Below are 24,361 nucleotides of genomic sequence, written 5' to 3' on the forward strand. Positions count from 1 at the left end.
TCGGTATATTTATTGCTGTTCTCAATCCGAGCTGACCATTCTGGAACCGCTCAACATTCAATTTTTCAACTTCCTAACTAAATGATATGAATCAAAGCAATTGTACCCAGTTGCCGCTTGTCGACCAGCAATCGGCACCCCCGAGAACCAAAATAAATGCTCTTTCAGTTTTGGCGATCATTTTATCGACGTGCTATTTCCCCGCCACTCAGGCCGTGGTGTTTTTTTCCGACGATTTCGAGCGCACCACACTGGAACAGACTGCCGGTTCGCCGAACGGCTTCATTCAAGACCAAATGCCCAATAGTGCCTATCAGTATTTCCCCAAAACCCGGGTTTGGACTGCAGGCGACAATAATCTGGAATTGCTGACAAATGGTGCCTCTGGTGTCAACGCACACAGCGGCAGACATTTTGTCGAATTGGATACGTGGGCCAATTCCAGCATGTCCACCAAAGTTAAATTGGTCAACGGCCAACATTATCGTCTGCGGTTTCACAGCCGCTCAAGAAGCCTTTTCCAGTTGGGAGGCGGTTTGCGTGCCGCAGTGACAGCACCCAACTTTAACAGCGGTTATTTTTCTGTTGTAGGTACTAGCAACTGGACGGAGTGGCAGTTCCTGTTTTTGTATAGCGGCCCAACCGGCGAAGCTACATTAAGTTTTGAAGCCACTGGCACGTCTGATGGCATCGGCACCTTCCTAGATGACGTTTCGCTGGAAACTACGATTTCAGGGGATCCCAATACCCCTGAAGCCTTGACCGGCATCTTACCGCCGGCCACACCCGGCCTATTTGGCAATGAAAAAACCCGTACCGACATTGTCACCCCTATTGTTGTCGATAAATCGGCCGCGATTGCTCTGGGTAAAGCGTTGTTCTGGGAGCAAGGTGTTGGTAGTGATCAAATGGCTTGCGCCAGTTGCCACTTTCACGCTGGCGGTGATAACCGGGTAAAAAACCAGCTTTCGCCCGGCTTAACCCATGCTGCAGCAACAGGCACTACCTTTGAACCCACTTTGTCTGGCGCGCTCGGTGGTCCAAATTACACCCTGACTAAAGCCGACTTTCCCTTTGACCCTGCCAATGACGACACGGTGACCTCCTCAGGTACCTTCTCGGGTCAATTCTTCTCGACAATTGCTGACAGCAATAACGAGGATTGCGACCGCGATGTTTCCCCCATCTTCCATGTCAATGGCGTGGGTACCCGGAATGTCGAGCCGCGAAACTCACCAACCGTGATCAATGCCGCTTATAACTACCGTAACTTCTGGGATGGTCGAGCCAACAATGAGTTCAACGGTGTGTCGCCATTCGGTGCGCGCGACGTTGCCGCAGGTGTTTACATCAACGATAACCTAACCCGGAACGTGGATTTCCAACAGGGCACAAACAATTTCAGCGGCACTGTCGACACCTATCTCGACGCCAGCTTCAGGAATACAGCGTATGCGACCGCTACTTCCCTGTTAGTTGACGATGGCTCTCCCAATCAGAAAAACATTCTGATTCGTTTCGACGGCTTGTTTGGGAACGGTCCAGGACAAATTCCTCCCGGTTCGAAAATCGAAAGCGCGTCGCTGAAGGTGTTTGTGACCAAAACCGATGGTCTGGATTACGTCGGAATTAATCAAATGTTGGTGCCCTGGAGCGATACTTCGACCTGGAATTCGCTCGCCAGTGGTATTTCTACCAACAATGTGGAAGCCAGCAGCACCCAATTGTTCCGCTTGTCCGCAGGCGGTTCAGGAAACCAAAGTTTCGACAACTTGGCTTCATCACTTCAAGCTTGGTCCAATGGTGCGCCCAATTACGGCTGGGTGATTAACACGGGCTCAACAGACGCTGATAACTGGACTATAGCCAGCGCCCAAGCAGCCACCACATCACAACGGCCAAGACTGGTCGTGACCTACACGCCACCGGTCAAAATCGTCAAAAAACCGCTGAAATTGATAAACGCCTCTTTGGCGTCTCAAGCGGTGGGCCCGGTCGGTAGTGATTTTGAAATGGCTTGTCGGGCGCGTAAATTTGCCGACGTCGGGCGTAAGCTTTTGAATAGAAAGCCCTTGCAGTTCCAATCGATAGCGGCTGATGACAGCGTGTTGTCTGCTTTACCTACACTGTTGGGTGCCAATGGAACCTATAGCACCCTGATCCAAAAAGCCTTTGCACCCGCTTACTGGAACGGTGATTGCGGCAGCCAATGCGGTACGCCCAATACAGGGGTGGCGCCTAACGCGGCTTACAATCAAATGGAAGCCAATTTCTCGATGTATTTTGGTATTGCCTTACAGCTCTATCAAGAAACATTGATATCCGATGACAGCCGCTTCGACAAATGGAAACGCAGCTTGTACATCCCCACCACAGCCGAACGTAACGGTGAAGCGATATTCAACGGTAAGGGGGAATGCAATGCTTGTCATAAAGGGCCAACGATGTCCAACGCTACCAACTTGCAAACCAGTGACAATGTCATCGAAGGCATGTTGATGAAAAACAACCAGGTTGCGATTTACGATAAAGGCTTTTACAACATAGGCGTCGTTCCAACGGATTACGATATTGGCGGTGGCGGTTTGGATCCTTTCGGTAATACGCTGTCTTTGTCACGCCAGTATGTGCAAAGTCAGTTCGTCGACAGCTTTGGTGTTGAACCTTGTAAGTTTGACCAAGATAACGGCCTGTGCGCAGATAATTCGCCGGCGCGACGCGCTCAAAACACAGCTGTGGTAGATGGCGGCTTTAAAGTACCGACGTTGCGTAATGTGGAATTTACGGGACCGTACATGCATAACGGTAGCTTATCAACGCTGGAACAAGTGGTGTCCTTTTACAACCAAGGCGGCAACTTTGATAATCCGCAAAAACATCCGGATGTCAAACCGCTGGGTTTAACACCGCAAGAACAAGCGGATTTGGTGGCATTCATGAAAACTTTCACGGATCCCCGAGTCAGTTATGAACGCGCACCTTTCGACCACCCATCACTGACCATTCCGCATGGCCATGTCGGTAACGAGTTTTTCGTAACGGATGGTAATCAATTGGACCCAGCTCTGGGTGTGGATGAAAATCGCACTTTGCCTGCCGTTGGCCGGTTTGGCAAATCGGCTCCATTGCCTTCCTTCGAAAGTGGCTTGAAATAAACGACCGCTCAAATCTCTTCACCCACCGATTAAGGCTGGTGGAGAGATCCCATTCAAAAAGACATGGGCACGGGCTGATAAGCCTGTGCCTTTTTTATTTAAGCCTGCAACACTAGGGCTGCCCAGGGATTTTCCCTTTTTCCGAGTGTTAGTTCAATCTCCTACACAAGTCTGACGGCCCATCCCAATTGCATTTTTCCTATAGTTTGCAACAGCTGTTGAAAACCTGTTGTTTAAATAGCTATAAATTTGTGGATAAGTAGCCAAAGAAAACCTAATTTTTGGTTATCCCCAAGCTGTGAACAAGCACAATAGCCGATGCATAACAGCCTTATTTTTTAATAAGGTATTGAATTAAAAAATATAAATATGGTTTTCCACAGATTTTTTACAGCTAATAGTAATAATAATTTTAAGATCTTTATAAAGTTATTACTATTATTGCGCCCAGATTCTGGCCATTAAGCCCCCAAGAAACATCAATCTTCTGCGGATAGTTGTTCGGTTAGGCTTTTAGGCAGCTTTTTCTTAACTTTGACTCCCAATTCTTCTAAGGCGCTAGCTTGACGCAGCAAATTGCCGCTACCGCTACTGAGCTTGTTGACGATGCCGTCGTAGGTTTTTTGTACCGTGCTGAGTTGGTTACCCAGTTTTTCAATGTCTTCGACAAAACCTCTGATCTTGTCGTACAGGCTGCCGGCTTTATCGGCGATCAAGCGGGCGTTTTCGTTTTGTTGTTCGTATCGCCAGATGTTTTGCACGGTGCGCAAAGTCGCCAACAAGGTAGTCGGGGTGACGACGACGATTTTGTGCTCGAAAGCATCGTTAAACAATTTTTCGTCTGCCTGGAAAGCTGCCATAAAGGCGGCTTCGATGGGCATGAATAGCAACACGAAATCCAAGGAGCGCAGGCCTTTCAGGCTGGAATAATCCTTGTCGCTCAAACCCTTGATGTGATTGCGCACGGCTTCGGTGTGTTGTTTCAAGGCTTCGATACGTTGATTATCGTCTTCCGCCGAGCAATAGCGCTCGTAGGCCACCAATGAAACTTTGGAATCGATGATGACATCCTTGTTTTCCGGTAAGCGGACGATGACATCCGGTTTGAACAGGCGGTTGTCTTCATCGCGAAACGCGCCTTGGGTTTCGTATTCGATACCTTTGCGTAAACCGGATTGTTCCAAGACTTTTTCTAGGATCATCTCCCCCCAATTACCCTGGGTTTTATGATCGCCTTTCAAGGCGCGAGTTAGGTTCAGCGCGTCCTGATTCATCTTCGCGGTATCGCGGCGTAGCGAGACGATTTCCTCGCGTAAGGAAATGCGGTCTTTGGTTTCGTTATCGTAAACGCTTTCGACGCGGCTTTTGAATTCACCGAGTTGTTGCTTAAGTGGTGCAACCAAACTTTCGATACTGACTTTATTGTGTTCGGTAAATTGCTTGCCGCGTTCTTCGAAGATCTTATGCGCCAGATTCTCGAACTGGGTTTTTAACTGATTTTCCGCATCTTGCAGTAGGCGGATTTTCTCGGCGTTGCTTTTGTGTTGTTCTTGCTGACGCGCGTTGAGATCCGCGTTTTCGGTTTTCAACTCCAACAATTGTTGCTGTAGCAACTGCAACTCGGATTCTTTTTGCGCCAACAGCAAAACCCGCTCTTCCGCCACGGCCAATTTAACGGCTTGTTGCTGGACTTGCTGTTGCTGATGCTCTAACTGACTTTGCAATTCGCGCTGCCGCTTACCGCTCAGCCAGGCGCAAGTCAGGTAACCAAGCAAAGCCGCCAACGGTATTGCCGCCAGTGCCATCCCTATTTCTGTTTCCATCGAAATCCTCTTAATAAATCAAGCAGACGGTTTACCGCGGCTTGATCGACAAATCCCCAATCGTAAAACCAATGTCAAAGCCCTTGCCTTTACCCATCAACACCAGGGAAATTTCGCCACGGGTCAATACTTGCCTATCCACCGAGTTTTTAATACCAAAGTGATTACCCAGCGAAATGTAATCGCCAAAAATTTCGCTGATATATTTCACATCGGTGAAATGGCCTTCGCCTTCAATAACCGAATAGCCAATCGTAAAACCTATGCTTTTTGAGGACAGCTTTACCGCTGCCTTTTGGCCATTACGGCAGGTGATTTCGCCAGTACCGTCGTATTGCTTATAAGCCAGCGAAAAGCCCTCCATCTTGTAGGTCATGCTGCAGGTACCCAGTTTCTTTTCGCCAAACTGCTCGTTAAAGTCAATCTCGGCCTGGTTAGGCTGGCCGGTATCAGTGGTTTCCGGCGCGGCCGGTGTTGCCGGTTCCGATGGCTTTGGAGACGGTGCGTCGGTTAGCGGATGGGTAACAAAATCGGCGTGGCTTATATTGGAAAACCCGACAAGTAGACAAGCAACGTAAAGTAGTATCCGACCAGAAATCTTATACTTGGCTGAGTTAATCAGGATTAGGCTATAACCCTGTTTCTTTGGAGTTGGCAAGTGGGTTGGCTGCTTATTCATCTATTTCGTCCAAATCAGTTAGACACGGAATATACGATTTGGCCAGAGAGCACAAATCGTTGGTTTTCAAAGCTGGGAAAGCCTGCTTTGAGTTATCAGGAGAGATTGTAGGCTTGGGATTAGCGGGTGGGAATGGCGAAAATCAAAATTGTACCGCCGAGCGATGGCGACGCTCAGATACTGACTTTCAATGTTGGTCGTAATGTCCGCCGATAGCAAAAATATAAATGCAGTTATCGTCGAACTTATAAATCAGCCGGTCTTTATGCGAAATTCGCTTGGACCAAAGTCCGGAAAGATTGTGACGTAAGGGTTCCGGTTTGCCCAAACCAGTTGCGGGATCACCGCGCAGCATTTCCTTGAACAGTTTGCAAAGCGCTTTGTGTAAAACTTTGTCTTTGTCTCTCAGCGCTTCGTAGACAACCCAAGTGTTACCTTCAAATGCCAGCGATCTCAATGAATTGCTCTTCGCTTGGTCGGTAGCCTTGCTGTTGAGTGTGTGTGGCGGCGGAAGCAGCGATTTGTGCCATCAGGTTGGCGTTTTGCAGCACATAAAGCGTTTCCTGCTCCCGTTCCCAATCGTCGGCGCTGATAACCACAAACGCTTCTCCAGCTCGGCGGGTGACTTTCAGCGGCTCGTGATTATCGACCACTTGCTCGACGTAGCTTTTTAAATTGTCCCGAAATTGATTGACGCTGACAGTTTCCATAATGGCTTTCTCCTGTACGGAAGTTCCGTACCATTATAGGATGAAAGTCGTTATTGGGCTACGGCTATGAATGATGCTAGCCACTCAGCTATTCGCTATGTCAGAAAAAACAAGGTTTGGTAGGTGCGGTTAGCGGAGCGTAACCGCACAAAAATAATAGCTTTACATGCCTTCGGTTAGAACGATATTTCAGTGCTATCCCATTGAATTGACTTGATATACATAGCCTCAGAGCTTTCTAGTGCTATCTCAGTATACGGTAAGTGTAATTTTTGATTGTTGTCCAATGACCTAAAACAAAGCCAAGTTCCGTTATTGGTAACAGCTATGGAAATGCTTGGTAAAGGATCCTCTATACCTGAAGCATTCCTAACAAAGATTTTCGGTGAGAACGCCGCTCCATTGGGGCCGACAAATTTCGGCGGTACCACCCCATTTGGACCGAATACTGCGTCCGCAACCACATATGGCTCAGCTGGAAGCACGCAAACAGAATCATAATCGTTCGGGGTTCTTATATGTTCTGGGTTTTTGATTGACACCCGTGTGTTCGCGGGGATCTGAAGTGGCCCACTTACCACGCCATATTCAAACTCACGAGAGCAGCCAATAAGAGTTAAGGTAACAATTACAGTGAAATAGATGTAGGGATTATAGTGATACATAAGCCTAACAAGTAATTTAAAGGTTTTCATACATTACTCGGACACCACAATCTCACAACGCTTTAAACACCTCCGCCGCCGCCTGCAAATCCTCCTTGGTATGCGTCGGTCCGTGGTGCTATTAGCAGCGTGTATACCGCACGAACGATGTTAGGCTATTCAAGCCAAAAGCTTGGCAAGCAGCGGCATGACTTCGGCGGCAAATACCAAGCCGAGCATCCATTTGACGATCAATAAATCCGATTTGACCGGCGCTAGCTCGATTTGCAAATCCTTTTTGGTGAGCGGATCGGCTTCGGTTTGGGCGTCGCGAAAAGCTTCCGATACAGCCTCCGCCTGTTTTTCGTCAAAACCGGCTTCTTTCAACTTACGCGCAAATTTGTGAGTATCAAAAGTCACACTAGCCATTGCATATCCCCTTTCAATTTGCCTGTCAGTGTACCAGAATTCAATGAGTTTTCAGGGGTTTGAACATACGCTACATTCAATCCAACAAGCACTTAAACACCTCCGCCGCCGCATCTACCGTTGCCTGCAAATCTTCATCCGAATGCGCAGCAGAAACAAACCCAGCTTCAAAAGCCGATGGAGCCAGGTAAAAGCCTTTGTCCAACATCCCATGAAAAAATCGTTTAAAGCGATCAACATCGCAAGCCATGACTTGGGAAAAACGGCTAACCAATTTTTCATTGCTAAAGAACAAGCCAAACATACCGCCGACCTGGTTGGTGGTAAAGGCGATGCTGGCTGCGTCGGCGGCGGCTTGCAGGCCGGCCAATAATTTAGTGGTTTTGGTGGTTAAATCTTCGTAGAAACCCAGCTGGTTGATCAGTTCCAGGGTTTTCAAGCCGGCGGCCATCGCCACCGGGCAGCCGGACAAGGTGCCGGCTTGATAAACAGGGCCCAGCGGCGCCAGATATTCCATGATTTTGCGGCTGCCTCCGAAAGCGCCGACCGGCAGGCCGCCGCCGATGATTTTACCCAGTGTGGTCAAATCCGGTTTAACGCCGTACAGGCCTTGCGCGCCTTGCAAACCAACGCGGAAGCCGGTCATTACTTCATCAAAAATCAACACGCTGCCGTATTGATCGCAAACCTCGCGCAAAGTTTGCAGAAATCCCGGCTCGGGCGGAATGCAGTTCATGTTGCCGGCTACCGGTTCGACGATGATGCAGGCGATTTTGTCGCCCAGTTCGGCGAAGGTGCTGCGCACCGCATCGCTGTCATTGTAAGTCAGGGTTAGGGTGTCGGCAGCGACGGAGGCCGGCACGCCGGGTGAACTGGGTACACCAAAGGTCAACGCACCGGAACCGGCTTTGACCAACAAGGAATCAGAATGGCCGTGGTAGCAGCCTTCGAATTTAACGATCTTGTCGCGGCCGGTATAACCGCGCGCCAGGCGCAATGCGCTCATGGTGGCTTCGGTACCGGAGCTGACCATCCGCACCATGTCTATCGACGGCAGCAGTTCACAAACTGTTTGCGCCATCAGCGTTTCGATTTCGGTGGGCGCACCAAAACTCAAACCTTTTTCGGCGCTGTGTTTAACCGCGTCGATTACGGCCGGATGTGCGTGTCCCAAAATCATTGGTCCCCAGGAACCGACATAATCGATGTAACGCTTGCCTTCGCTGTCGTAAACATAAGCGCCGGCTGCGCGATCGAAATATACCGGCGTGCCGCCAACACCGCTGAAGGAACGCACCGGCGAGTTGACGCCGCCGGGAATGTATTGTTTGGCTTGAGAAAATAATTCGGAAGATTGGGTCATTGGGGGAATGAAAGATTGGATAAATCGGTAGGTTGGGTTTACCCTGAATAAGCTCGATAGAGGGTAACCCAACATTTAAGGCCGACGTGTTGGGTTACGGCTAACGCCTTTTATGCCCTTTCGGGCAAACCCAACCTACATCGTTATTGCGGTTTGCCAAACAAATGCGGGCCTTTCGGCTGCGGTTTGTTTTGCAAACAGAAATACGCCGCAGCATCGAATTTGATCTGCAAGGTGTGGGTGTCTTCGTGGTCTTCCAGGTATTTCTCGGCATCAATTTCCGATAGATCTTTCATGATGTGTTCGGCGATACAGTCGCAGCTTTCTTGGAAGCGTTTTTCGTCGACGTCTTTGTTATTCGAGTTTTTCAGTTCCCGCGCGACGCATTTGGCTGAAAACTCTTTTTCGAATTGACGTTTCTCGGGTTCGGTCGCTTCGCCGCTATCCACGCGATGGACAGCTTTTTTACTTGCAGACGGGGCACTGGCTTTGGGTGTTTCCGCTTCATCACTGGAGCAGCCGGCAAGGGTCAACGCCGAAACAATCAGCGTGGCAAACAGATAAGACGTTTTTCTAGTTTTCATAAGTGTTGTTAGTTCTATTAGTTAAGTAAATCTTGCAGCAATGCTGCCAAGGTTTTTTGTTGTTGATTTTGGGTTAAGCGGTTTGCGGTCACAATGCTTTTTAATTGCTGCAACGCCAGACTGAAATCGTCGTTAACGATCAAATAATCGTACTCCGGATAATGGCTCATTTCCGTCACCGCATCGCGCATGCGCCGGGCAATCACTTCAGGATTATCCTGACCGCGATTTTGCAAACGCTGGCTCAATACCTCGATAGACGGCGGCAGGATGAAAATCGACAGGCTTTCCGGCAACATCCTTCTGACTTGCTGAGCGCCTTGCCAATCGATTTCCAAGATCACATCCAGCCCTTTAGCCAGATTATCTTCTACGGTCTGTTGTGCTGTGCCATAAAAGTTGTCGAACACTTGCGCATGCTCTAAAAAAGCTTGCCGCTCGATCATGGCTTTAAAAGTCTCGACCGAAACAAAGAAGTAATCGACGCCATCCTGTTCGCCACTGCGCATAGCTCGCGTCGTGTGGGATACCGACACGGCCAGATCGTCCATCTCGGCAATCAGTTGTTTAACAAGACTGGTTTTGCCTGCCCCGGATGGTGCGGAAATAATATAAAGTTTGCCCGAAATCATGTGTAGTAATGAGGGTAATCCATGCGGCCGTCATTCTTTTCTGATAACGTCCACAGAGTCAAGCCCTAAGCGGTCACTGTGGTATCATGCAAGGCCTTTCTAAGCCCCTTCTTGAATGCCGATGAGTGTGATTTGGAACAACTGCCTGGCCAAGCTTGAACATGAAATTCCCAGTACCGATTTCAGCACCTGGATCAGGCCGCTGCAAGCAGTGGAAAGCGACAGCCAGTTAAAATTGCTTGCCCCCAACCGGTTTATTATCGACCACATCAAACAGCATTTTTTCGCGATCATCGAAGACTCCGTAAACGAATTTTCCAATGCAACTTTGGCGGTGCAGTTTGAAATCGGCAGTAAAAAATCGCCGGCCATCAAAGCACCGGCACTTAATAAGAGTCCGACGCAAAAGAAGAATCAACCGAATTTTTTAAACAAAGCCTTCACCTTTGAAAGCTTTGTGGAAGGTAAATCCAATCAATTGGCCAGAGCGGCTTCGATGACGGTTTCCGACAATATCGGCAAAGTCTACAACCCGCTGTTTATCTACGGCAGTTCCGGTCTGGGTAAAACCCACTTGATGCATGCCATCGGTAACGCGGTGTTGTTGAAAAAGCCCGACGCCAATATCGTCTATCTGCATTCCGAGAAGTTTGTGCAGGACATGGTCAAGGCGTTGCAACAAAACAGCATCAACCAATTTAAAGAATACTATCGCAGCATCGATATTTTATTGATGGACGACATCCAGTTTCTGGCCGGTAAGGAGCGTTCGCAGGAAGAGTTTTTTCACACCTTTAACAACCTGCTGGATAACAAACATCAGGTGGTTTTGACTTGCGACAAATATCCCAAGGAAATCGACGGTTTGGAAGATCGTTTGAAATCGCGCTTCGGTTGGGGTTTGCCAGTGGCTATCGAACCGCCGGATCTGGAAACCCGGGCCGCCATCTTGATTAAAAAGGCTATGCAGGTCGGTGTGGATCTGGATCAAGACATAGCCTTTTTTATCGCCAAGCGGATACCTTCCAATGTTAGAGATTTGGAAGGTGCATTACGGCGGGTGGTAGCCAACTCACAATTTACCGGCCGCGACATTACCTTGGAATTTACCAAGGAAGCGTTGCACGATTTGATCAGCTTGCAAGACAAGTTGATCAGTATCGATAACATTCAAAAGACCGTGGCTGAATATTTCAAGATCAGGGTAGCCGATTTATCCTCAAAAAACCGCAAACAATCCATCACCCGACCCAGACAGGTGGCGATGTGCCTGGCTAGGGAATTGACCTCGCACAGTTATCCGGAAATTGGTGATGCATTTGGCGGACGCGATCACACCACAGTCATCAATGCCTGCAAGCGGGTGGCTGAGTTGAAAGATGACGATGTGAAGATGGCGGAAGATTACAAAAACCTGTTGAGAACCTTATCGCATTAATTGCGCTTAAGTTGTGGATAAAGTGTGCCGAAAATACCCTATCCAGGTTATCCACAAACCTCATACAAGCTAAAACGGTATCCGGCAACAATGTTTGATACATGCTAAGATTTTGATTTAAATTAGATAAAACCGGTTTTCCACAGCTTTTTGTTTACATAGTAGTAACAATATATAAAAGATATTTATATGAAATTTATTATTAGCCGAGATCAAATTTTGCCGCCGCTGCAGCAAATCGTCAGCGTTATCGAGAAAAGGCAGACCATGCCGATTCTGTCCAATGTGTTGTTGCAGGCTAGCGACGAGCAACTGGTCATGACCGGTACGGATACGGAAATCCAGATCGTTGCTAAGTTAAATATCGAATCAATAGCGCATTCCGGGGAAATCACGGTTCCTGCTAGGAAATTTCTGGATATTTGCCGCTTATTACCCAATGGCGCGGAAATTCATTTCGAGTTGCAAGACGATAAAGTCAAAGTTGTCTCCGGCCGCAGCAGATTTTCCTTAAGTACCTTGCCAGCTGAACACTACCCTGAATTCAATGAGTCAGAGTTTGAACACAGCTTTTTGCTGAATGCCGGCAAATTCAAGAAGGCGTTGGATAAAACCGTGTTTTGCATGGCTAATCAAGATGTACGCTATTACTTGAACGGTTTGTTGTTGAACGTGAGTAATTCCAAGCTAAAGCTGGTCGCTTCCGATGGTCATCGTTTGTCGATTTATGAAGACGATATAGGACAAGCGACCGGTTATGAATCCCGCATTATCATGCCCAGAAAAGCGGTGCAGGAACTTAGCCGCTTGCTGGACGATGCAGACGCTGAACTAAACATCCAGTTTTCCAGCAACAACATCCGAATTTATTACAAGGATGTAGTGTTCTCCTCCAAACTGATCGATGCCAAGTTTCCGGATTTCAGTAAAGTGTTTAATCAAAGCTTTATGAGTCCTTTGCTAATCCAAAAACAAGTCTTGAGAGATGCGTTAACGCGGGTGGCGATTCTGTCTAATGAAAAATACAAGGGCGTGACTTTCGATATATCCGGCGATTTGCTGAAACTCAGTACGCATAATCCTGAGCATGACGAGGCCGAGGAAGAGTTGATCATCGATTATCAAGGTGAGCCGTTGAGTATTTCGTTTAACTCGCAGTACATGTTGGATGCTGTATCTAATTTGGACTCCGAAATGGCGGTGCTAACCATAGCCGGCAATGCCAGCAGTTGTTTTATTGAAGAACCCGAACAGCCTTTATTTAAATTTATTGTGATGCCGATGCGGATGTAGGTTGTCCAGGGATTATGACCTTGTTAAAGCTGGATGTGCTGTCGGTCAGAAACATCCATTCCGCAAGTATCTCGCCGTCGCCCGCCATTAATTTCATCACCGGCGCCAATGCCAGCGGCAAGAGTTCGCTGCTGGAAGCTATTTTTATTTTGGGTAGATCCCGTTCGTTTAGAACGACCCATACCAAGCAGGCAATTTCTTTCGAACAGTCGCAATTGACCGTGTCGGCACAAAATCGGCAACAGTCCGGTTCAGTCAGTACGTTGGGGATACAGATTGACAATAAACAATGCCAGATCCGCATCGATCAGGAAGATCGGCAAAAAGCGGATTTGGCTTACGCATTGCCGGTGCAATTGATTCATCCCAAGAGTTATCGCTTGCTGGACTCCGGGCCGCAAATCCGTAGAGAGTTTTTAGACTGGGGGATTTTTAATCAGCACAAAAACTTTCTGCCCTGTTGGCGCAAGTTTAATAAGGCTTTGCAGCAACGCAACGCTTTGTTGAAAACCCGGCAAATCAAACAGCTTCCGGCCTGGGACAAAGAACTTGTGGAATATGGGCAGGTGATTAACGATTTTCGTTTGGCCTATGTCGCCAGCTTGCAACCGGTGTTTTTAGAAATGGCTGGTCATTTTTTGGATAAGGATGATGTCGATTTACGCTTCTTGCCAGGCTGGGACGATAGACAAGCCTTAGACTTTATTTTGAAAAACGATCTAGACCGAGATATGCGCTATGGCTTTACACATAGCGGCCCGCACCGGGCGGATTTTCAAACTTATCAAAACAAAAGACTGGCGAAAGACTATCTGTCACGCGGGCAACAAAAGCTTTTGGTCTTGGCTTTGTTGTTAGCGCAAGTGACTTTATTAAACCAGGAAAGCCCATACTCGTGCGTCATTCTCATTGACGATCTAGCGTCCGAATTGGATACAGAAAACCGGGCAAAATTGATAAAATACCTCGTTGGATTGAGTTGCCAGGTTTTTATCAGCAGTACCGATATAGCTGATTTTGGCGACTTAAGTACAGTAGAAAACTATAAATGGTTTCACGTGGAACAAGGCGATGTAAAACAATTTTGATGTTTCACGTGGAACAAATAATAAAAATTAACAACTCCCATCACACACGATACAACCGATTCATGCGTGACATGAAGACCGGGCATCGTTGCGGTAAAACACAACACAATGGATATACCCATGAGTGAAAATTACGACAGTTCGAATATCACCGTACTAAAAGGCTTGGATGCGGTCAGAAAACGTCCAGGCATGTACATTGGCGACACCGATGACGGTTCCGGCTTGCATCACATGGTGTTCGAAGTGGTCGATAACTCCATCGACGAAGCGCTGGCTGGTTATTGCAAAGGCGTCGATGTCGTTATTCATGAAAATGGGTCCGTATCCGTTTACGACGATGGTCGCGGTATTCCGGTGGATATACACAAGGAAGAAGGCCGCTCCGCCGCCGAAGTAATTATGACCATCCTGCATGCCGGCGGTAAGTTTGACGACAACGCCTACAAAGTCTCCGGCGGTTTACACGGCGTAGGCGTCTCCGTGGTGAATGCCTTGTCTGAAGAGTTAACGTTGAAGATCCGCAAGAACGGCAAACTGCACATGCAAAAATACGTGCTCGGGGAGCCCGTAGCGCCGCTAGCGGTGATAGGTGATTGTGAGGGCAGCGGCACCTACATCAACTTCAAGCCCAGCCCAACTATCTTCACCAATATCGAATTTCACTACGACATCCTCGCCAAGCGTTTGCGCGAACTGTCGTTTTTGAATTCCGGCGTGCGAATCTCCTTGCGCGACGAAAGAACCGGCAAGGAAGATGTATTCGAATTTGAAGGCGGCATCAGTGCCTTCGTCCAACATCTCAACAAAAACAAAACACCATTGTTTGAAAAAGTTTTTCACTTTGTCGCCGAGAAAGAAGGCGTCACGGTGGAAGTGGCGATGCAATGGAACGACTCCTACCAAGAGAACGTATTCTGCTATACCAACAACATTCCGCAACGCGACGGCGGTACGCATTTGGCCGGCTTTAGAGGCGCCTTGACTCGTACCATCAACCAATACATCGAAACCAACGGCTTGGCTAAAAAAGAAAAGGTCGCCACCACCGGCGACGACGCCCGCGAAGGTTTAACTGCCGTGTTATCGGTGAAAGTCCCCGATCCCAAGTTCTCCTCGCAGACCAAAGACAAATTGGTGTCATCGGAAGTCAAACCCTTGGTCGAATCGACCATGAACGAAAAACTGCAAGAGTTCTTACTGGAACAACCGCAAGTTGCCAAAGCCATTGCCGCCAAAATTATCGATGCAGCCAGAGCACGTGAAGCGGCTAGAAAAGCTCGGGAAATGACCCGCCGCAAAACCACCCTGGATATTGCCGGTTTACCCGGCAAACTCGCCGATTGCCAGGAAAAAGACCCGGCCTTGTCCGAACTGTTCATCGTGGAAGGGGACTCGGCGGGCGGCTCAGCAAAGCAAGGCCGTGATCGCCGTACCCAAGCTATTCTGCCGTTGAAAGGTAAAATTCTTAACGTGGAACGCGCCCGCTTCGACAGAATGATTTCCTCGGAAGAAGTCGGCACCCTGATCACCGCGTTGGGCTGCGGCATCGGTAAAGACGAATACAACATCGATAAACTCCGCTACCACCGCATCATCATCATGACCGACGCGGACGTCGACGGCTCGCACATTCGCACCCTGCTACTGACTTTCTTCTATCGGCAATTGCCGGAGCTGGTCGAGCGCGGCCACATCTACATCGCCCAACCGCCGTTGTACAAAGTCAAAAAAGGTAAACAAGAACATTACGTCAAAGACGACAACGCCTTAAACCAATACTTGATCCAATTGGCGTTGGACAAAGCTCAACTACAAACCGATGCCGACACCCCGGTGATCCAAGGCCAAGGCCTGGAAAAACTGGCGACGGAATTTGCCGACGTGATGAGCATCATCAATCGCCTGTCCAGACGCTACGACGACCTGTACCTGGAGCAAATGACCTACATGCAGGTGTTAAGCGACGAAATCAAAGCCGACCAGCAAAAGCTGCAAGCCTGGTTGGATTTACTGCAAAAAAATCTGAACGAAGGCGGCCATAAGGCTATATTCAGCACCCAATTAAAATATCGCGGGAGCGATGATTTTGATGTGGAAGTCAGCAAACGCTTGCACGGCATCACCAAAAGCTTTGTTTTGCACGCACCGTTCTTTGCCGGCAACGATTATCAAAAAATCGCCCGCTACGTGGAAAAAACCCTCAGCATGTTCGGCGAAACCTCCGTCATGCGCATGGGCGAACGCGAACAGCAAGTGGATAACTTTAAGCAAGCATTCGAATGGATGATGAAAGAAGTCAAAAAAGGCCAGCATATCCAGCGCTACAAAGGTTTGGGCGAAATGAACCCGGAACAGCTTTGGGAAACCACTCTCGACGCCAACGGCCGCCGCATGCTGCAAGTCACCATCAACGACGTAGTTGCCGCCGACGAAATCTTCACCACCCTAATGGGCGATGTGGTGGAACCGCGTCGGGATTTCATAGTTAAGAACGCCTTGGATGTGGCGAACTTGGACGTGTAACGGTTGTCGGATGCCACAATTAGTGAAAAGTGTGCCAAGTTAGTGAAAAAATAGTGACATAGATAGTGAAATAATCCGGCAATTTCACCTAATGCTAAATTTTCAAAAGCACTTTAGAAAACCAGGTAACCCTATGGGAATCTGGTTTTTTTTGAGTTGGAACAAATGGTATAGATGGTCAGAATGAATAAACCAATCGTCGATTGGTGCCGTTTGGGCGCAGCTTTGGAGCGTAAAACAATGATGTAGATTGGCTGTTATTAATAGTGCCAGAAAGATTCTAAGGAAAACAATGGAAATTCAGTCAGTGGTAGCAAACGGATTTGATGATTTCATCAAGGGAACATTAACGAGTTGGGGAATTCAGTCGCTTACTGTTATTCAACAGCGAGCATTAGACGCTGGGGTAATACAGGGAGAGAGCATATTCGTCAGCGCACCGACATCTTCCGGAAAAACACTCGTTGGTGAACTTGCGGCTCTCGCCGGTCTTCGGAATGGTAGGCAAATCATTTATCTTGTCTCACATAAAGCGCTTGCCGATCAAAAGTATCTAGATTTTCGTCAACGCTTTGGGGAAGAAGCTCCAATACCTTTGGCCTCGGTTGGCCTTAGTACCGGCGATCGTGAGGAAGGCGATGTTGATGCCCAGTTCATGATAGCTACTTACGAAAAGGCGTTGGGTTTATTGTTGGCCGGACAGCTTCGACCTAATGATTCAGTGGTCATTGCGGATGAACTTCAGATCCTTCGGGAGGATGGAAGAGGTCCCGAAATCGAAACTTTGTGCTCAGCGCTCCGGCAACGTGGTATCGGTCAGTTCATTGCGTTAACAGCTACAGTGGAAAATGCGGAAGATTTGGCTGGATGGATGGAATGTAAAATGGTTTCAAGTAGTCATCGTGACATTCCGCTACATCAGGAAATTTGGTTCAACGGGCAGGCACACGCAACGACCTTTGGTCAAGAACAAGGTGAGTTGGTCGATGTTGGTGGCAGAGCGCCTTTTAACGTAGAAGATGTGGTTTCTAAGCTTTTGGAGCTTGATCGAGGCCCCATTCTTGTGTTCACTGAAACACGCCGGGAAGCGACACAATTAGCAGAATCTTTTTCTCAGAGACGGCCTAAGCAAAGTCGGGGCATCGAGCTATCGAATCAGCTAGAACTTTTCTCTGAACCCACCGAATCATCCAATAGTCTTCGTGCAAATGCGGAGCGCCACGTAACATTTCACACGGCTGACCTTTCGCCTCAGGAAAGACAGGTGATTGAGCGTGGAATCAGCGAGGGTGATATAGATGTGTGCTTTGCTACGACGACTCTAGCAGCGGGTGTGAATTTTCCTTTTCGGACCATTTTGTTTTGGAAATTAACGTACGAGTATTTTGAGCGAAAGGGAACACGTATCGCTAGATGGGATTATCGAAACATGTCTGGGAGAGCTGGACGCTTAGGAATGCATGAAAAGGGATACGCGATCATTCTTCCGAAAAATCAGGTTGAACTTGGGCATGCAAATCAACTTGTCTTACCTGAGAATGACCGGCTCGAATCACGTTACTTCTCCGTCGGATTGAGAAAAACGATCTTGTCTCTACTTGCCGCTGGTCTTGCGGACAGTCTCGAATCCGTCATGGGATTCTTCAGAAATACGTTGTACTGGTATCAAACACTTGAAACTAATCCAGTGAAACTTCAAGCGCTGGAAGCCAAGACGATTGATGCAATTAACTGGCTGTTGGATCACAGACTGATTACCAAGGAAGAAACGGAGCTGTTGGTAACGCCATTTGGTGCGGCAACAGCATCAACGGGGCTATTACCCTCTACAACGGTTCAATTTGCAAGAATCTTAGAAGTATATCGAAATCGCTTGGAAGATGCGTTTGAAGATGCAATTCCAGGGTTAATTCATGCTGCCGTGTCCAGCGAAGAATTTATTGGTAAGCACCGTACTCGCTTTCTAACTTTTCAAAAAGAGGAATATGAATCTCTGTCAATACTACGTGGCTTAAATCTACTTGTAAGATTGGATCCTGCGAATTTGCAGGTGGCTCAGTGCGCACATGCGATATTGCTATTTTCTCAAGGGGAGCAGGAAAGGAAGATCGCTTACCGGACTAACATCACATCCGGGAATTTGCATCGTCTCTCGAACGATGTTGCGTGGGTACTAGAAGGCCTTCAAAAGCTCTCATGTGTGCCTGAATTCCAATGTTCACAGAATGTGACGAACCATTTGGCAATGTTGTCGCGAATGGTTCGTTGGGGTGCCCCCCCTGAAGCATTAGATGTTTTGCGTATCGCCCAGAAACACCAGGTTCCCGGGTTAGGAAGACAGCGCGCTATGGCTCTAGTAGCGCAAGGAATTACAACGCTCAAAGACGTGTTGACAATCAGCATTGACAAACTGACTTCAATCTTACGTCATCAAACGCGTGCCGAGGCACTGGTTCAAGCAGTCTCCTCGGTATCCGGCATAACAGAGGATCGACTAAAACACGCACATTCGCGAGTCGCAAAATCCGTTGGGGTCGACGAACTGGTAAATGAATGTAACACGCAGCTTGGCACCCCCTATGAGGCCGCTATAGCAGCTCTCTTGAGAGAGGAGCCTTCTTGGGTCGTCACTGAAATAGATGATGGCAAACGCCAGAACGATCCTGACCTGATGGTACAACTGGGTACAATCACGATCATAATAGAATGCAAAACAACTCAAAAGAAGGTGCCGTTGATTGGAAAGGAGGAGGCTTGGGCAGTACTTCAGAAAGCGGCAGATTACGACCGGAGTTATAAGCGTGTGACGCTTGGTAAGCCCCAATTTGATGAAACCTGTAAGAAGAAGGTCGCTGGTGCGCATGACATAACCCTCATCGAACATAATGTGTTCATTGAGGGGGTTTTGCGTGTGCTGCTAGGCTCATTATCTGCGCAGTCTTTTTTGGAATGGTTAGGACAGCCTGGCTTGAGTGACTTGCAACGTCTAGGTGGTAAGCCTACCTATAAAGAGTGAAAGCGTTAATTCAAATTGAATCGAGGTTATGTTTGCGATAAGTGACTCTTCTTAGATCTAATTCCAGCATAAGCTATCTTGCTCCCGGGTCATACCCAAGATCACCTAGGCGATCCCTAGGGATGTTATGTATTCACTCCAACCCAATCGCCCCCTTTAAGCATGCCAGCCTCTGCAAATCAGGCTCTCGGTCAAATATTGGATGTGCATTTGCATTATCAGTTAAAACGATTTTTCTAAGAACAGGAATACCACCATGGATAGAAACTTGGTTTGTCGGTAGATATAGGGGGCGGGTCAGGAATTGCTTCTGAGTGTAGGATTGCGATTACAGCTTGATCCAGCTTCTAATTGCTTGCTATCGTTCCGCCAAATTGGCAATTTCAAAGGGGACTATCGTTTCGACCTAGATGGCACCTTTTAGTCGACGAAGCGCGATAGATTATTATGACGCGCTTCAGCCGCGACTAGAAAGCGAGTTAAGGCCAAGGGATTTCCATATATCGTCTTCACCATAATAGCCTATAGTTGTGCGGTTCAGATGGGTCCATCCCCAGAGCCATTCTTTGTAATGTCTGACCCATGAATTCCATTCTCCTTCTGTTGGTGGTCCAAATTGCCAGTTAGGAGTTAGCACGACATCTAATCCGCAACTGATAGAAAGACCCCGTTTACCCTCCAATAGTAAATGCATTGCACTGCTGCAAGTTTTTCGTGAGGAAAAAGCTTTCAATTCTGGAAACTTGTATAGCATGACGTTTAATAGATTGAATGCTCGCCGATAATGAGAATAGTTGATACCAAATTCTAAATTGGTGCCCCAATTGGTTCTATCAAAGACTCTTTCTAATATAAGATCGAAAAGGTCCTCGGCAAGATTCCGTTCTTTTAATTCCAATCCCAGCATTAGCAAAAGTCGGTACATATACTGCGCCTGATTCTGAGTGTTATTAACTTGTCCAAGCTGTTTTGACTCTATCCAATATAGAAGTATCGCCGCCAATGCATCTATATTGCCCAATTTGACAAGTTCTCGGCCTATCTTTGAGCTGAAGGGTTGCCTGGATTTGACCGGAAAGACCTCATAACTTTGGCCAAATACAGCGAATTGAACTTTTGGCTCGAGCTTCTCCATCCAGTTATCGATGTCTGATATTACTTGATCGCCCCGCAGAAGTATTTCCCAAAGTGGATGATTAAATTCCCTGGCGGAACCAGGAAATACGACATCTACGTTCTGAACAAATTTTTGTCTAGGCACTTCTATTCCTAACCTATATCGCCGCCATTTGTTTCTTAACGGCGTATCTGGATGGAGAGGTGTAGGAATTTTATTTTCGATCAACTTTTCAATCTGGTGCGGGTTAGTGCAGTTTGAGCGTTGCTTGATACCTTCATACCAAGCGCGAACGCGTAAACTTTTGATAGGGCAAATGTTCTTTTTTGTCTTCAAAATGGCGGCGAATTTATTTTCGCGTCGGATGACGCGAAAAATAGTATGTTATTGATATATTGAATAAACAGTCGCAGGTTCTGGTACAAACCTACCCTGAATTATCCTAATTTATTTCGATGGTATTTCGGTTAAGCTACGACTGCAAATTTAAGCGATACTGGACGTTACATGGCACAAATTAATTCCTCAGAACCACTATGCAAGGAATTGCAGGAGATGCTGACTCGACTGTATGGGCCCTTGCTGGCTAGTCGAGATTTGTGGAAGGTTTTAGGCTATGCGAGTCCAGGCGCTTATCGGCAAGCCCGATTACGGAAACGGGTGTCGGTGCCGGAATTTGAGATTGAAGGCCGAAGTGGTCATTTTGCGTTAACGATTGATGTTGCACGCTGGTTGGCAAAGCAGCGTATGTCCAATTCTCAAACACATTTACCAGAAGAAGGAGAAAAAGATATGACCTAAGCAATCTGTTTTGATTGAAACACAGGCTTAGAAAAACAAAAAGCTTAGGGTTGGCGCCCTAAGCTTTTTTGAAACCGTCGAGAATTTGGTACTCCTGACAGTTTAATTGTTGATCTAAATTTCGTGGGTGTCAAGCCTGCGGCCTGTTTATGCGAACCATTTTTTAAACGCATTACTCAGGGCGCAGGAATTGTGCGCTCTGAAATTAGATTAACGGAGACAAATATGTCCTCAAATCTTTGGCAAGGGGCTTGGCGTGGTCGTCGACCCGACGGCGATGTGCATAAACGAGCTCGAAACGTCATCACTCCATCAGGCGGCATTGTTCGCTGTAAATACCCCAGCCGCAAGAACGGGCGAATGGTCCACCTTGAGGGATTACTAGAACTCGAAGCTAGTTATCTTTTCGAGGCCTCCCCCAATATTGTCCGATATCGTGAACAACCCATAACCTTTCATTATCCAGACGGTCCCAAGTTGCGCCGCTATACTCCGGACTTTGAATTGGTGTTGAGCACCGGCGAAATCGTATTCATCGAAGTTAAGCCAGTCAGTAGTCTCCAACATGCCAAGGTGCAACATAAACTCGGTTGCGTAGCCGAACATATGTACCGCTCAGGAAAGCCTTTCGTCATTTTGACTGATCAAGTCATTCGCCAGGAACCACGATTATCCAATCTACGCTGGATCTATCATCGGGCTCGACGAATTCCACCATCGCCGGATGCCATGAGGGTTGCAATCAATAAAGTTCGTCATCATTTCCCCGTATCGATTGCAAAGGCGACAGCCCTGCTGAGGACAATTTGTATCGATCCTTACAGTGGGTTTATCACGCTAAGTGATATAGATCCTTACAGTCTATTGTTAGCTGGCCACCTGCGCTGTTCCCTAGATCAGCCTATTACTCAAGAAACCTTAATTGAATTGAATACGGGGGCAGACAATGGCTGGTTTTGCATTGCACAAGAACAGGGTTTTTAACTGGGACGGTACTGCATATCGGATTGATCGTATCCAACCGAATGGTGATTTACTGCTGGAAAGCACGAATGATGGCCATTTTTCGGTGATCAGTCGTGAGCAACTGCTCACTGAGTACGGGGCAGGCAAAATTTCCGCGAAGACAGTTGATGTTGCTTCTGCTACTACTACCTCGTTAGTACCTTCATTTTCAAGACCGCTCGATGAACTCTCTGAAGGCGTTAGAAACGCCGTGAAGCGGCGTAAATATTATCTTGAAAGTATTCTCGATCATGGCAATCCGATTTTTACACCGGAGTATTTGAAGCCGTTGATTGGGCAGGCCGCTACGGAAATCGGCGATTTAAAACCGCCGGGTGTGATTACCGTATATCGTTGGTTTCGTCGATTTAAATCAGTTAACGATCCGCGAGCGATCATTCCGAGAACTGATCTTCGTGGTCCCAAAGAGTTACGGCAAAATGATCGTATTCTCCAGTTGGTAGCAGAATCTTTGGAGGAAGCTTTTAAGGCCTCGCCGCAGGCGACCTGTCGTAACGTGTATACGCGCTTGCTTGGCAAAATCGACCTTGAGAATCAACGCACTCTCGGAGGTGAGCCTATCAAACCGCCATCCTTACGCACCTTGTACCGATTGGTTGAGCGTGCCGAGGCTTATGAACTCGTGGCCTTAAAGGAAGGTAAGGCGGCTGCCGATAGGCGTTTTAGGATCGGCAAAGCTGGTGTAAAAACTTCTCGTATCCTGGAGCGGGTTGAAGTTGATCATACACCGCTCGATCTATTCCTAGTTGACGAAAGAACTTGGCTACCTCTGGGCAGGCCAACGTTGACCGTGATTATCGACCACTATAGCCGGATGTTGCTTGGCTACTATTTGAGTTTCGATAGCCCTTCGACTACGGCGGTGATGGGGGCCTTACGGCATGCCATTCTGCCCAAGAAGTTAGCAACTGCGGTCATAGCAAACCTAAAAACCGTTAATACGTGGAATTGTTACGGTCTTCATGAATTAGTGGTGGTCGATAACGGCTTGGAGTTCCATAGCGATGATCTGGAAAGCGTTGCTTACGATTTAGGCATTCGCATTCAATACTGTCCCAAGCATGCGCCCCGTTTCAAAGGCGTGGTAGAGCGCTATCTAAAAACGATCAACTACTTCTTTGCTCATCAGTTGCCTGGCACCAGTTTCGCTAAATTTTATCTGCGCGGCGATTACGATCCAGAAAAAGCGGCGTTGTTAACCTTTGCCGAATTTAAGCAAATCTTCGAAAAGTGGGTGGTTGATGTTTATGCCCAGGATGAACATCGAGGACTCGGTAAAACAACGCCATGGGCTCGCTGGCAAGAAAGCATTGCGCATCACGAACCTATACTGCCCGATGATTTGCGTACGTTGCAGCGCCGAATTGGATTAGTTGAAGAGCGTTCATTACGCTGCGACGGCATTTTCCTGCATGGCATCCGCTACAGTGGCGATGAGCTCGGTCACATACTTCGGGGATTTGGTGAGGGGGTGAAAGTTCGGTTGGTCTACGACCCGGAAGACTTGGGTGAAATCCAGGTCTGGGGTCCCAATGATGTCGAGCCGGTGACGGTGAAGGCCGTCGACTACGCGTTTGCCCATGGACTCACCGAAAAACAGAACGACTTCATTCGTGAATATCTGCGAGAGCAAGGCGAGGCGGTTATCGATAAAGTTGCTCTCGAACGGGCTCGATATGAACTGGCACAAGCCATCGAAGGATTAATGATCAATCGGAAACATCGGGCTCGGCGCCGTAGTGCGGCGTTACGCGGGATCAGCAGCAGTAAACCCAGCGGATCGGGGCTATCAACCGTTGCTAATCAGGATTCGGCCGAGGTAATCAAGCACACCAAACCAACGCCGTCCTCCGATGTCGACCAGAATGCGGAGATGAAGTCAGAGGACATCATCAAATCGTTCCAAATTAAGCGGCCTAAGGATTTCGCCAAAAATAACTTCCCTGTATTGATACTGTCCCTAACTGGATTTGTAATGGAGAATACAACGACTTGAACCGTGGAAGATGAAAAAGTGACTGGCTACGAACCCGCGAT

The 24,361-nt window shown here is 47.8% G+C and carries 19 protein-coding genes; 9 read left to right on the forward strand and 10 right to left on the reverse strand.

The genetic code is table 11. The features are described 5' to 3' along the window. Positions 1-170 precede the first annotated feature (170 nt). Positions 171-3,155 (forward strand): cytochrome c peroxidase, encoded by a 2,985-nt coding sequence (locus QLH52_RS15650; RefSeq protein WP_205452389.1) that lies wholly within the window; start codon positions 171-173, stop codon positions 3,153-3,155. Positions 3,156-3,634: 479 nt separating this feature from the next. Here QLH52_RS15650 and QLH52_RS15655 read toward each other — a convergent pair whose 3' ends face one another. The 9 genes from QLH52_RS15655 to gmk form a co-directional block, all read right to left on the reverse strand. Continuing rightward, the gene (locus QLH52_RS15655) at positions 3,635-4,978 is read right to left on the reverse strand and encodes a DNA recombination protein RmuC (protein WP_240348147.1); all 1,344 of its coding nucleotides are present in this window, start codon (positions 4,976-4,978) and stop codon (positions 3,635-3,637) included. 31 nt (positions 4,979-5,009) lie between these two features. Then, positions 5,010-5,657: a hypothetical protein gene (locus QLH52_RS15660; RefSeq protein ID WP_171697035.1), complete on the reverse strand. Its 648-nt coding sequence runs from the start codon at positions 5,655-5,657 to the stop codon at positions 5,010-5,012. A gap of 187 nt (positions 5,658-5,844) precedes the next feature. Next, positions 5,845-6,114 (reverse strand): Txe/YoeB family addiction module toxin, encoded by a 270-nt coding sequence (locus QLH52_RS15665; protein WP_171697036.1) that lies wholly within the window; start codon positions 6,112-6,114, stop codon positions 5,845-5,847. Then, positions 6,095-6,367, reverse strand: coding sequence for a type II toxin-antitoxin system Phd/YefM family antitoxin (locus QLH52_RS15670; RefSeq protein ID WP_171697037.1), 273 nt, complete (start codon positions 6,365-6,367; stop codon positions 6,095-6,097). The genes QLH52_RS15665 and QLH52_RS15670 overlap by 20 nt, the downstream gene beginning before the upstream one ends. Before the next feature lie 176 nt (positions 6,368-6,543). Then, positions 6,544-7,062 carry a hypothetical protein gene (locus tag QLH52_RS15675; RefSeq protein ID WP_319962185.1) on the reverse strand — a complete coding sequence of 173 codons (519 nt, stop codon included), beginning with the start codon at positions 7,060-7,062 and terminating at the stop codon, positions 6,544-6,546. A 129-nt stretch (positions 7,063-7,191) separates the two neighbouring features. Beyond that, entirely contained in the window at positions 7,192-7,440 is a 249-nt protein-coding gene (locus QLH52_RS15680) for a CCDC90 family protein (protein ID WP_033157634.1), read from the reverse strand. 76 nt (positions 7,441-7,516) lie between these two features. Then, complete coding sequence (gene hemL / locus QLH52_RS15685) at positions 7,517-8,803, reverse strand: glutamate-1-semialdehyde 2,1-aminomutase (RefSeq protein WP_319962186.1); 1,287 nt, start codon at positions 8,801-8,803, stop codon at positions 7,517-7,519. 143 nt (positions 8,804-8,946) lie between these two features. After that, complete coding sequence (locus QLH52_RS15690; RefSeq protein WP_033157632.1) at positions 8,947-9,387, reverse strand: hypothetical protein; 441 nt, start codon at positions 9,385-9,387, stop codon at positions 8,947-8,949. A 17-nt stretch (positions 9,388-9,404) separates the two neighbouring features. Beyond that, positions 9,405-10,019: a guanylate kinase gene (gene gmk, locus QLH52_RS15695; protein ID WP_205452397.1), complete on the reverse strand. Its 615-nt coding sequence runs from the start codon at positions 10,017-10,019 to the stop codon at positions 9,405-9,407. 121 nt (positions 10,020-10,140) lie between these two features. Here gmk and dnaA point away from each other — a divergent pair, with 121 nt between their 5' ends. From dnaA to QLH52_RS15720, 5 genes are all read left to right on the forward strand, one after another. Continuing rightward, complete coding sequence (gene dnaA / locus QLH52_RS15700) at positions 10,141-11,457, forward strand: chromosomal replication initiator protein DnaA (protein ID WP_205452398.1); 1,317 nt, start codon at positions 10,141-10,143, stop codon at positions 11,455-11,457. A 189-nt stretch (positions 11,458-11,646) separates the two neighbouring features. After that, the gene (gene dnaN, locus QLH52_RS15705) at positions 11,647-12,750 is read left to right on the forward strand and encodes a DNA polymerase III subunit beta (RefSeq protein WP_020484043.1); all 1,104 of its coding nucleotides are present in this window, start codon (positions 11,647-11,649) and stop codon (positions 12,748-12,750) included. A gap of 14 nt (positions 12,751-12,764) precedes the next feature. Then, positions 12,765-13,838 (forward strand): DNA replication/repair protein RecF, encoded by a 1,074-nt coding sequence (gene recF / locus QLH52_RS15710; protein ID WP_205452399.1) that lies wholly within the window; start codon positions 12,765-12,767, stop codon positions 13,836-13,838. A gap of 120 nt (positions 13,839-13,958) precedes the next feature. Beyond that, the gene (gene gyrB, locus QLH52_RS15715) at positions 13,959-16,364 is read left to right on the forward strand and encodes a DNA topoisomerase (ATP-hydrolyzing) subunit B (protein ID WP_205452401.1); all 2,406 of its coding nucleotides are present in this window, start codon (positions 13,959-13,961) and stop codon (positions 16,362-16,364) included. 292 nt (positions 16,365-16,656) lie between these two features. Beyond that, entirely contained in the window at positions 16,657-19,380 is a 2,724-nt protein-coding gene (locus tag QLH52_RS15720) for a DEAD/DEAH box helicase (RefSeq protein ID WP_319962187.1), read from the forward strand. Between the two features lie 457 nt (positions 19,381-19,837). On the opposite strand, the gene QLH52_RS15725 is transcribed toward QLH52_RS15720, so the two are convergent. Further along, positions 19,838-20,833 carry a hypothetical protein gene (locus QLH52_RS15725; RefSeq protein WP_319962188.1) on the reverse strand — a complete coding sequence of 332 codons (996 nt, stop codon included), beginning with the start codon at positions 20,831-20,833 and terminating at the stop codon, positions 19,838-19,840. Between the two features lie 171 nt (positions 20,834-21,004). Between QLH52_RS15725 and QLH52_RS15730 the strand changes: the two genes are divergently transcribed. The 3 genes from QLH52_RS15730 (at position 21,005) to QLH52_RS15740 (ending at position 24,320) form a co-directional block, all read left to right on the forward strand. Next, positions 21,005-21,298: a hypothetical protein gene (locus tag QLH52_RS15730; RefSeq protein WP_319962189.1), complete on the forward strand. Its 294-nt coding sequence runs from the start codon at positions 21,005-21,007 to the stop codon at positions 21,296-21,298. A gap of 225 nt (positions 21,299-21,523) precedes the next feature. Then, on the forward strand, positions 21,524-22,282 hold the full coding sequence (locus tag QLH52_RS15735; RefSeq protein WP_319962190.1) for a TnsA endonuclease N-terminal domain-containing protein: 759 nt from the start codon (positions 21,524-21,526) through the stop codon (positions 22,280-22,282). Then, positions 22,245-24,320, forward strand: a complete 2,076-nt coding sequence (locus QLH52_RS15740; RefSeq protein ID WP_319962191.1) for a Mu transposase C-terminal domain-containing protein — start codon at positions 22,245-22,247, stop codon at positions 24,318-24,320. The genes QLH52_RS15735 and QLH52_RS15740 overlap by 38 nt, the downstream gene beginning before the upstream one ends. Positions 24,321-24,361: the final 41 nt, after the last annotated feature.

Origin of the sequence: Methylomonas defluvii (assembly GCF_033949435.1) — a bacterium.
In the GTDB taxonomy this organism is placed as follows: Bacteria; Pseudomonadota; Gammaproteobacteria; order Methylococcales; family Methylomonadaceae; genus Methylomonas; species Methylomonas defluvii.